Origin of the sequence: Ligilactobacillus aviarius subsp. aviarius DSM 20655 (genome assembly GCF_001436315.1) — a bacterium.
Taxonomy (GTDB): Bacteria; Bacillota; Bacilli; order Lactobacillales; family Lactobacillaceae; genus Ligilactobacillus; species Ligilactobacillus aviarius.
Genome location: NZ_AYZA01000001.1, coordinates 26,881 through 36,823, shown reverse-complemented (window position 1 = coordinate 36,823; position 9,943 = coordinate 26,881). Strand labels below are relative to the sequence as shown.

The window sequence follows — 9,943 nt, the reverse complement described above, 5'->3', positions numbered from 1 at the left end:
AAAACGCCGATAGTAGTTGGAGGAACGCCTCCTGCGAGGGTAGGAAGTTGCCGTGCGAATTAAAAGCTATGTTGGTTATCAACATAGCTTTTTTGTTTTGTTAGAGTTGAGATAGATGTTGTTTGATTAGAGTATTATCTTGAGTTTCTAATTCTTTAATTATGTGTAAATATGTATTTTCGGTTGTAGTAATGCTGGCATGACCTAACCTTTTTGAAACCCCAGCGATTGAAACTCCAGCATATAAAAGCAAGGACGCATGAGTATGACGAAGACCATGAATTGAAATTTCAGGAATTCCAGCTTTAATGCATTTATTACTAAGAATATAAATTCTCTTTTTTACAAAAATTGGGCTAATCGAGTTCAACTGAAGAGTTAGGTTATTGAATTGAAGACAGGTTTTCCAATCAAGTGCAATTTTTCGGTTTGAAGATTCATTTTTGGTTGGCTGAAATCCTCCCTTTGCTTCTTTATAATTCCATGTTTTATTAATTGTTAGTGTCTGGTTTTCAAAGTCGAAATCGTTTGGAGTGACTCCTAAAGCTTCAGCAAAACGAAGCCCAGTTTTAGCAACTAATAAAACTAACCAATCAAGACTTGGATCATTTTTATTGGTTTTCAGTTGCTTTAAGAGAAGTTTTAGTTCGTTTTCATTAAGAAATTTAGTTTTTTTCTTTTTTGGCTTTTTCCCTTTAATTACAATTCTTCGAGTTGGATCCTTTTTTATTAACTCATCATCATAGGCATCTAAAAGGGCCGCCTTAATTTGATGATGGAAGTCTTTTACCGTTTGGCGTTCATGAGACTGAGCGTATAAGTTAAGTAATTCTTGATATTTGATCCGGGTCACGTCTTTAAGTTTTAAATTTGGAATATTCTTTTCAATAAAGTGATATGTTTCCCAATATTTCCTTAATGTCACTTCACGAACAGCACCATCTTTGTATAGTTTGATCCATAATTTAAAATATTCTAAAAGAGTTGTATTTTCGTCAATGTTTTTCATATTATTCACCTCGATAAAGTTCAAATATTGCAATAATATTCATGATAAGGTAAATGATTAAGAAGTGAACATCAAAAATATTTAATGAAATCCTTACACTTAATAGAAAAATATTAATATAATTAACCTTTAATTCATTTAATTATCATAAGAATTTTAGTAACTTATAATGATGAAAAAGTCACTATTTTAAAACTGAAAAACAAATAATTTCATCAAATAATAGTTCGATATGTAACCTCTTTCAAACGGAACAATTTAATATAATTGTTACAAATTAATTAAAGCTTATCAATTTAACAAGTCTTAATTTTTGACGCTCCGCGGTAACTGTGCAATAATAACGTTTGTTAAAGATGGGACTTAGGATATTTCGGTAATATCAAATCATTATAAATTTGACAAAATGTAAATATCCATTAAGTTTTATTGCAATTATATTTTTTATTTTTAGAAAGAGGGTTTGCATTATGGATACAGTAAGCGAAAAGAAACCTGTAAGTAACGCTTATAAGTATTTCATGATTTTCCTTTGTATGTTTACGCAAGCCATTCCTTATGGGATTGCACAAAACATTCAACCATTATTTGTTCACCCGCTTGTTAATACATTCCACTTTAGCTTAGCATCATACACCTTGATCTTTACATTTGGTGCAGTTGCAGCTTCGATTGCTTCACCATTTATTGGTAAAGGTTTAGCTAAGGTTAACTTTAAAGTAATGTATATGGCAGGGATCATCATTTCAGCATTAGCATATGTAATTTTTGGAATTAGTTCAAAATTACCAGAATTTTACGGTGCTGCGATTTTATGTATGATCGGTTCAACATTCTTCTCAGGCCAAGGTGTTCCGTGGGTAATCAATCACTGGTTCCCAGGTAAAGGCCGTGGAACTGCTTTAGGTGTTGCTTTCTGTGGTGGTTCAATTGGTAATATTTTCTTACAACCATTTACGCAAAAGATTTTAGCAAAGTACATGGTTGGTGGAACAAAGACTGGTCACCTTGAATCAATGGCTCCATTCTTTATTTTTGCCGCAGCATTATTTGTAATTGGTTTGATCATTACATTCTTCATCCGGACACCTAAGGACAACGAAATCGTTGCTACAAAGGCTGAACTTGAAGAAGCTAAGAAGGCTGCTGCAGAAGCAAAGGCTAAGGAATTCGAAGGCTGGACTTCTAAAGAAGTTATGAAAATGCCATGGTTCTGGATCTTCAGTATCGGTTTCTTAATTATCGGAATTGGTTTGGCTTCATTGAACGAAGACTACGCTGCATTCTTAGATACAAAATTAAGTTTCGGCGTTGTTGGTACAATCGGAATGATGTACGGCTTCGGTTGCTTGATTGGTAACGTTACTGGTGGGATCTTATTTGATAAATTAGGAACTGCCAAAGCAATGACATACGCTGCTGTAATGTATGTATTATCAATTGGAATGATGATTTTCGTCAGCTTCCAACCATTCGGCAGTCATGCAAGTAAAGTTGCCGGAATTGCATACGCAATCTTCTGTGGTTTAGCCGTATTTAGTTACATGTCAGGTCCTGCTTTCATGGCTAAAGACTTGTTTGGCTCTAAAGATGAAGGGGTTATGCTTGGACTTGTAGGTTTAGCATACGCTATTGGTTTTGCGATCGGTGCTCCATTATTCGGAATCATCAAGGGCATGGCAAGCTTTACCGTTGCATGGTATGTAATGATGGCATGCGTTGTTATTGGATTCATTCTTTTGATCATCTCAGTTGTTAAGATCAAAGGAATGCAAAAAGCAATGATGGCAAAGCAAAACAAATAATTTTTTAAAATCAGTAAGTCGTGGGATATGAAGCTTATTCTACGGCTTATTGTTTTAAAACTAATGATTCTTTAAATATGAGTCATAATATTAGAATTTTCAATTTAGTGAATGATAAACTATTTATATAGTAGTTGATAAGTGAATTTTGAAGGGAGACATTATTATGTGTACAGGTTTACGTTTTAATGATTCAGAAGGTAACTTATATTTTGGCCGTAACTTGGATGTTGAATCATCATACGGCGAAAAAGTTATCGTAACACCGAGAAACTATGAATTACCATACAAGTTCTTGGAAGATGGTAAGACAACAAAGGCAATTATTGGAATGGGAATCATGGCTGGCGACTACCCAATGTACTTTGACTGCATCAACGAAAACGGTCTTGGAATTGCCGGGTTAAACTTCCCACGCTATGCTCACTTTACAGAAGGCCCAGTTGACGGCAAGACAAATATGGCACCATACGAATTCATGTTATGGTTGATGGAAGAATTCGATACCGTTGAAGAAGCTAAGAAGGGCTTAGCAAACTTGAACTTAGTTGATGCTCCATTTGCACCTCAAATGCCAGTTGCTCCATTACACTGGATCATCAGTGACAAGAAAGAATCAGTTGTTGTTGAACAAACAAAAGACGGTCTTAAAGTTTATGATAACCACGTTGGCGTTTTGACGAACAACCCTGATTATCCATGGCACATGACAAACCTTAACAACTATGCTGGGTTAACACCAAACGATGCAACAACCCATGATTGGAACGGTCAAGAAATTCGCCCGTTGGGTGTTGGAACAGGTAGTTTAGGCTTACCAGGCGACAGCATTCCAGCTTCACGGTTTGTAAAGGTTGCTTACTTGAATGCCAGCTACCCAACCGTTGACGGCGAAAAGGCAAACGTTGCGAAGTTCTTCAACATTTTGAAGGCTGTTGCAATGATTGATGGAAGTGTCATCAATGAACAAGGTAAAGATGAATACACTGTTTACACAGGCTGCTTCTCAACCAAGACAAACACATATTACTACAACCGTTTCGATGACTTCGAAATGAAGAGCGTTCAATTTACAGACGAAAACATGAATGCTGATAAGGTTACAATCTACTAAGATTTGTAAGCAAAGAAAAAGGTCGGTGACTTTGATGTCACCGGCCTTTTTTGCATTTTAATGAGCCGTTGTTTTGCTTCGAAGAATTTTGACGGGTAGTTTAAATTGATTAGTTTCCGTTTTGAAATCGGGATTTTCGATTCGTTTGCAAAGCAATTCAGTCAACAATTCAGCAATTTCCTTCACTGGTTGAACGATCGTTGAAAGTTCAGGGTGATAGGTCTGATTGAGTTTCGTCCCATCAAAGCCAATAACTTTCAGTTGCGTTGGAACATGAATGTTGAGTTTTTGAGCTTCTTGTAAAACTAACAGCGCAGTTAAATCATCCGAGCAGAAGATTCCATCAGCAGTGTGTTGTTCAAGCAATTGCCGGACTGAAACGGCTTTTAGCGTTGGTGATTCTGAAAAGCGAACAGCGTGAACGTGGGCTTTTAAACCAAACTTTTGAATCGTATCTTCGTATGCTTTTAACCGTTGATTAGTCGGGTTGGCAATTGATTGCGGATTTCCAAAGTAATCGATGTGCCGACATCCAGCTTGATAAAGCTCTTCGGTTGCCAAACAGCCTCCTTGGTAATTATCGCAGCTGACGATTGGGACGTTTTCTGATAAGGTCCGGTCGAAAGAAACAATTGGAAGCCCGACTTTATTGTATTCTTCAATATCTAAGTTGTGGGTTCCGGTAATAATTCCATCAACTTGGTTGGCAATCAGCATTTGAAGGTATTCCTGTTCTTTGCGGCTGTCATGGTTCGCGTTGCAAAGGATCATTTTATATTCCTTATTAAATAGTTCTTTTTCAATCGAACTAACAAGCTCGGCAAAAAATGGATTGGTAATATCAGGGACGATCACGCCGATCAAATTGGTTTGCTTTCCTTGAAGGGAACGTGCCAATGAATTTGGGCGGTAGTTCAATTTCTGGATCGCCTGGTAAACCTTATTTTTTGTTTTTTCGCTTAAATATCCATAATTATTGATTACACGTGAAACAGTGGTTGGTGAAACCCCTGCTTTTTTGGCAACATCCGTTAATTTTGGCCGCATAAGTTATCCTCTTTAATTACATATCTGCTAAATTCCAGAAAGTTCCATAGTAGTTTAATGAATTCTTTCCTGTAAGTGCAATTTTATCATTTTTTTGATCGGCAAAGTAGCGCAATGTCATTACGTGTTCACCGTTATTGACGAAGACTTCGGCTAATGAATGATCAATGAAAATATCAAGGTCAAGGTCTTGGTTTTCAGGAAGGCGGATCTTCCGGGTCACACCAAATTTTTCATTGAACGTTTGGCCAGCCTTTGAACGGTCAATTTCAAAGAAAGCGTCTTTCCCAGTATTAAAGTTGAGTTGCAAACTTTGATCAACGGTGTGGTTTCCTGCAAGGTGCAAAGTTCCGCTTTGATTCCGGGCGATGGTAATTTTCAATTCATATTGTTGGCCAGCGTGGCTTTCAACAACTTGACGGCCATCAATGATCTTTTCGGTTCGAATCAGATGTCCGGCTTGGCGCAAAGTTCCCATTGCAGCAACTGGCCGTTGGATCAACCGCCCGTTTTCAAGCGAGAGTTCCTTAACTTGACTTAAACAGTTTGCCCAGTTTTCATTGTCAGTTGGATATTCCACGTCGGGAAGGCCAACCCAGCTGATTGCGTAAGCTTTTCCATTCGGCGCATTAAATGCTTGAGTAGCATAAACATCAAAGCCATCGTCCAAATTGATCGGGGCGGTTTGAGACGTTGTCATCTTAGCAGCGTCAAACTTGAATTTGCTGCCAGCAACATACATATTTGGATAAATATTTTCATAAGAAGTGATTTTCTTATTTAATCCTTGCGGGCAGAAAATCAAAATGGGTTGATCATCAACAAAAACCAAGTTTGGACATTCAATCATGTACCCCATGTCTTTGTCGGTGAAATTAATGTATCCAAGATCAGTCCATTTACCGGTTAGGTCAGAAGCACTGAAGATAGCGATTTTACCAGTTTCGGTTTCTTTATCTTGAGCTCCTAAAATCGCATAGTATTTATCGCCATGTTTTAAAATCTGCGGGTCGCGGAAGTGTTCCGTAACATGATCAGGGGCTTCGATCAATGGCCGGGCTAATTTTTCAATGTTACCATCTTGATTCATCCAGGCTCCGTTTTGGTAGGAATGCCGAACCCAATCTTGATCGCGGACATTTCCGGTGTACATTAAGAATAATTTATCGTTGATCACGGTTGCGGAACCTGAATATGCTCCGTTACTGTCAAATTGGGTATCAGGTTTGACAGCTAGTCCCATATCTTCCCAGTGAACCAAATCAGCAGATTTCATATGGTGCCATGATTTTAATCCATGAACTGCGCCAAATGGATATTGTTGATAAAAGACATGCCATGCACCGTTAAAATATGAAAAGCCGTTCGGATCGTTCAGTAAGCCGGAACTTGGCCGGATATGGTAATGGAGTTGCGATTGTGATCGATCAGCTTGAGCTTGCAGGTCAAGTAATGTCTCCGCATCCCATTTGTTATATGGCAAATATCTTTTTTTAGTTGTCCATTCCATGAATGAGCCTTCTTTCATTAAAGTGATGTTTTTATTAATTACTATTAAATCCTAAATTCATTTTTATGATAAATAAATTTGCAAAGTGTGTCAATCGATTATCATAAATATATAATTGATATAACAATATTGTTTTCGCTTTCAAAAAATGATTATTTATTTTGTGATAAACGATTGACATATCCTGAGAATGCGCTATCATTATAAATGTACTCAGGAATATAAAACGTTTTCACAAAAATAAAAACCAAGGAGGAATCACCATGGATCACAAGAAAGTCGCATCTGAAGTTGTTAAAGCTGTTGGAAAAGACAACGTGGTTGCTGCTGCTCACTGTGCAACCCGGCTTCGGTTAGTCTTAAAAGATGATTCTAAGGTTGATCAAGCAGCTTTAGACAATAATGATGATGTTAAAGGAACATTCAAACAAAACGGCCAATATCAAATTATTATCGGCCCTGGGGATGTTAATAATGTTTATGATTACTTTGTAAAGGAAACAGGCGTTAAGGAAGCCTCGACCGAAGATTTGAAAGACATTGCCCAAAACGGAAAGAAACCAAATCCAATCATGGCATTCGTTAAACTTTTGTCTGACATCTTCGTTCCGTTGATTCCAGCCTTAGTTGCCGGTGGTCTTTTGATGGCCTTGAATAACTTCATTACATCAAAAGGTTTGTTTGGCCCAGAAGCTGTTATTCAAATGGTTCCGCAACTCAAAGCGGTATCACAAATGATTCAAGTAATGGCTTCAGCACCATTCATCTTCTTGCCGATCATGGTTGGTTTCTCAGCTGCTAAACGGTTTGGTGCCAATCCATTCCTTGGTGGCGTGATTGGAATGATGATGACCTCCCCAAGCTTGGTTGCAGGTCATTTCTGGAACCTTTTTGGAATGCATGTTTCCCAAACACCATACACATACCAAGTTATTCCGGTATTAGTAGCAGTTTGGATTCTTTCAATTTTAGAAAAGTTCTTCCACAAGCACTTGCCATCAGCAGTTGACTTTACGTTTACCCCATTACTTTCAGTTATCATTACTGGATTCTTAACATTTACGGTTGTTGGTCCGGTGATGCGTGAAGTTTCAAACTTGATCACTGATGGAATTGTTTGGTTGTACAACACGACCGGCGCATTTGGAATGGGGATTTTCGGTGCGGTTTACTCACCAATTGTTTTAACTGGTTTGCACCAAAGCTTCCCAGCTGTTGAAGTTCAATTGATTTCAGCCTTTACTGCTCACCACCAAGGTGTCGGCGACTTTATCTTCATCGTTGCTTCAATGGCGAACGTTGCACAAGGGGCTGCAACCTTTGCCTTGATGACATTAACAAAGGATAAGAAGACAAAAGGTTTAGCTTCATCAGCCGGCGTTTCAGCATTACTTGGAATTACTGAACCTGCAATCTTTGGGGTCAACTTGAAATTCAAGTTCCCATTCTTCTGTGCCTTAGTTGGTTCATGCATTGCTTCATTTATTGCCGGAATCTTTAAGGTTGGGGCTGTTGCCCTTGGATCTGCTGGATTCTTAGGATTCTTATCAGTTAACACAAAGTCAATCATTGTTTATGTAATTTGTGAATTGATCAGTTTTGCAATTGCTTTTGCGGTTACCTTCCTTTACGGAAAGTCTCACAATCAACTTGTAAATCCTGTTCCGGTTGCAACTTCAGAAGCTGAAGCAATTGAAGCTAAGGAAGATCACGTTGAACCTGAACAAAAGCAAGAAGTTTCATTAAACAGTGAAGTTATTGCTGCTCCGGTTAACGGAAAAGTTGAAGACTTATCAGAAACAAACGATGAAGTCTTCTCAACTAAGATGATGGGTGATGGCGCTGCAATTATTCCAACTGATGGAACGATTTATGCTCCAGTTGACGGTAAGATTTCAGTTGCCTACGAAACCAAGCACGCTTATGGAATTACATCTGATAAAGGCGCCGAGGTTCTGATTCACGTCGGAATTGATACGGTCAACTTAAAGGGCGAACACTTCGAAAGCTTTGTCAAGCAAGGTCAAACGGTTAAGAAGGGCGATAAGTTAGGAACGGTCGACATTGACGCTGTTCAAAAGGCTGGATACGATCCAACTGTAATGACAATTATCACGAACACCGCTAACTATGCTGAAGTTGGTCACAAGAAAGCTGACGAAATTCACCATGGTGACGATTTCATTAAAGTTGTCGCAAAATAAAATGATGATCTTGAAGCGCGGGGTGATTTCAATCACTTCCGCGCTTTTTATTGGAATTAATGCTGAATTTGGCTATTAAAATTGGGAGTAATCGACTATAATAAAAATGATCCGAGATGTTTGGTAGCTAAACTATCTAGACTTTAAGTCTATATTATATTGATTTTGAAAACATTTAATATATAATTAGAATAGAAAACTGCTTAAGGAGAATTTAAAATGGCAAATATCAAGATTGTAACTGACTCATCAGTTCAGTTAACCCCAGCAGAAATTAAAGAAAATAACATTACAATTGTTCCGTTGACAATTGAAATCAATGGGCAAACTTTTGTTGATGGTGAAACGATCACCCGTGAAGAACTTGTTGAAGAATTGAAAAAGGGGAATAAACCAAAGACAAGCCAACCAGCAGTCGGTTCGTTTGTCGATGTATTTGATCGTTTGGGTGAAGATGGAAGCCAGGTCGTTGCCATTTTGCTTTCGGATGTTTTAAGCGGAACGTATCAAACTGCGGTTTCAGCAGCTGAAATGTCGTCAACGGATGTAACGGTGATCAATAGTAAGTCAACTGATCGCGGTGAAGCATTTCAAGTTTTAGCAGCGGCGAAGGATGCAGCTGCGGGGAAGACGGTTGCGGAAATTCAAGCGCATTGTAAAGATATCCTTGAACGGACGACGATCGATGTTTTAGTTGATAATTTGGATAACATCTTGTCAGGCGGCCGGCTTGGGAAGATGGCAAGCATGTTGACCAAATTGATCAATTTGAAGGTCATTGTCCGTTTACGGGAAAATAGTTTGGATGTTGTCAAGAAGGGCCGTAGCCGGAAGACATTCTTCAAATACTGTGCAGAACTAAAAGAACGGCATCAGGATAACTCAATTCAGGAATTATCACTTTCAAATGTTGATTGTAGCGATGAATATTTGGAAAAGGTGAAGGATGCTGTTCTTCCAGAAAACAGCAAGGACGCAGCATACATTGCCCGGTTAACGAGTCCAATCATTATGACTCATACAGGGTTGAATGCGATTGGCGTTATTACGCTTGCAGAAAAACCAGAACCAGATGAATATAAATAAAAATAAGGTTGTGACTTATGAAACTGTGATATAAGTCGCAACCTTTTTGTTATATCCGCATAATCGGGTTCCAAAACAAACGAGCTGTGTGGTGACGCGAAGCTAATTCGAAAAGCTCCGAATCTATGCTTCGCGATTCGTTCACTTTTCTGCTTCCACCACGCTCGT

The 9,943-nt window shown here is 38.4% G+C and carries 7 protein-coding genes; 4 read left to right on the top strand and 3 right to left on the bottom strand.

Annotated elements, in window-relative coordinates; all coding sequences use genetic code 11:
- Positions 1-100: 100 nt before the first annotated feature.
- Complete coding sequence (locus FC33_RS00170; protein ID WP_057826616.1) at positions 101-1,009, bottom strand: site-specific integrase; 909 nt, start codon at positions 1,007-1,009, stop codon at positions 101-103.
- A gap of 470 nt (positions 1,010-1,479) precedes the next feature.
- Here FC33_RS00170 and FC33_RS00165 point away from each other — a divergent pair, with 470 nt between their 5' ends.
- Positions 1,480-2,814, top strand: a complete 1,335-nt coding sequence (locus tag FC33_RS00165; protein ID WP_057826615.1) for a conjugated bile salt MFS transporter — start codon at positions 1,480-1,482, stop codon at positions 2,812-2,814.
- Positions 2,815-2,980: 166 nt separating this feature from the next.
- Complete coding sequence (bsh, locus tag FC33_RS00160; RefSeq protein ID WP_057826614.1) at positions 2,981-3,928, top strand: choloylglycine hydrolase; 948 nt, start codon at positions 2,981-2,983, stop codon at positions 3,926-3,928.
- 57 nt (positions 3,929-3,985) lie between these two features.
- Here the strand turns inward: bsh and FC33_RS00155 are convergent, their stop codons facing one another.
- Both FC33_RS00155 and FC33_RS00150 read right to left on the bottom strand, forming a co-directional pair.
- Positions 3,986-4,975 carry a LacI family DNA-binding transcriptional regulator gene (locus tag FC33_RS00155; RefSeq protein ID WP_057826613.1) on the bottom strand — a complete coding sequence of 330 codons (990 nt, stop codon included), beginning with the start codon at positions 4,973-4,975 and terminating at the stop codon, positions 3,986-3,988.
- Positions 4,976-4,991: 16 nt separating this feature from the next.
- Positions 4,992-6,485: a sucrose-6-phosphate hydrolase gene (locus tag FC33_RS00150; RefSeq protein ID WP_057826612.1), complete on the bottom strand. Its 1,494-nt coding sequence runs from the start codon at positions 6,483-6,485 to the stop codon at positions 4,992-4,994.
- Between the two features lie 263 nt (positions 6,486-6,748).
- Here FC33_RS00150 and FC33_RS00145 point away from each other — a divergent pair, with 263 nt between their 5' ends.
- Entirely contained in the window at positions 6,749-8,689 is a 1,941-nt protein-coding gene (locus tag FC33_RS00145; RefSeq protein WP_057826611.1) for a sucrose-specific PTS transporter subunit IIBC, read from the top strand.
- Positions 8,690-8,908: 219 nt separating this feature from the next.
- Positions 8,909-9,775 (top strand): DegV family protein, encoded by an 867-nt coding sequence (locus FC33_RS00140; protein WP_057826610.1) that lies wholly within the window; start codon positions 8,909-8,911, stop codon positions 9,773-9,775.
- The last annotated feature ends 168 nt before the right edge of the window (positions 9,776-9,943 follow it).

Bases quoted from the DNA above. Each gene is read 5' to 3' on its own strand.
- FC33_RS00145 (WP_057826611.1), top strand. From the start codon at position 6,749: ATGGATCACAAGAAAGTCGCATCTGAAGTTGTTAAAGCTGTTGGAAAA.
- bsh (WP_057826614.1), top strand. From the start codon at position 2,981: ATGTGTACAGGTTTACGTTTTAATGATTCAGAAGGTAACTTATATTTT.
- FC33_RS00150 (WP_057826612.1), bottom strand. From the start codon at position 6,485: ATGGAATGGACAACTAAAAAAAGATATTTGCCATATAACAAATGGGAT.
- FC33_RS00155 (WP_057826613.1), bottom strand. From the start codon at position 4,975: ATGCGGCCAAAATTAACGGATGTTGCCAAAAAAGCAGGGGTTTCACCA.
- FC33_RS00170 (WP_057826616.1), bottom strand. From the start codon at position 1,009: ATGAAAAACATTGACGAAAATACAACTCTTTTAGAATATTTTAAATTA.
- FC33_RS00165 (WP_057826615.1), top strand. From the start codon at position 1,480: ATGGATACAGTAAGCGAAAAGAAACCTGTAAGTAACGCTTATAAGTAT.
- FC33_RS00140 (WP_057826610.1), top strand. From the start codon at position 8,909: ATGGCAAATATCAAGATTGTAACTGACTCATCAGTTCAGTTAACCCCA.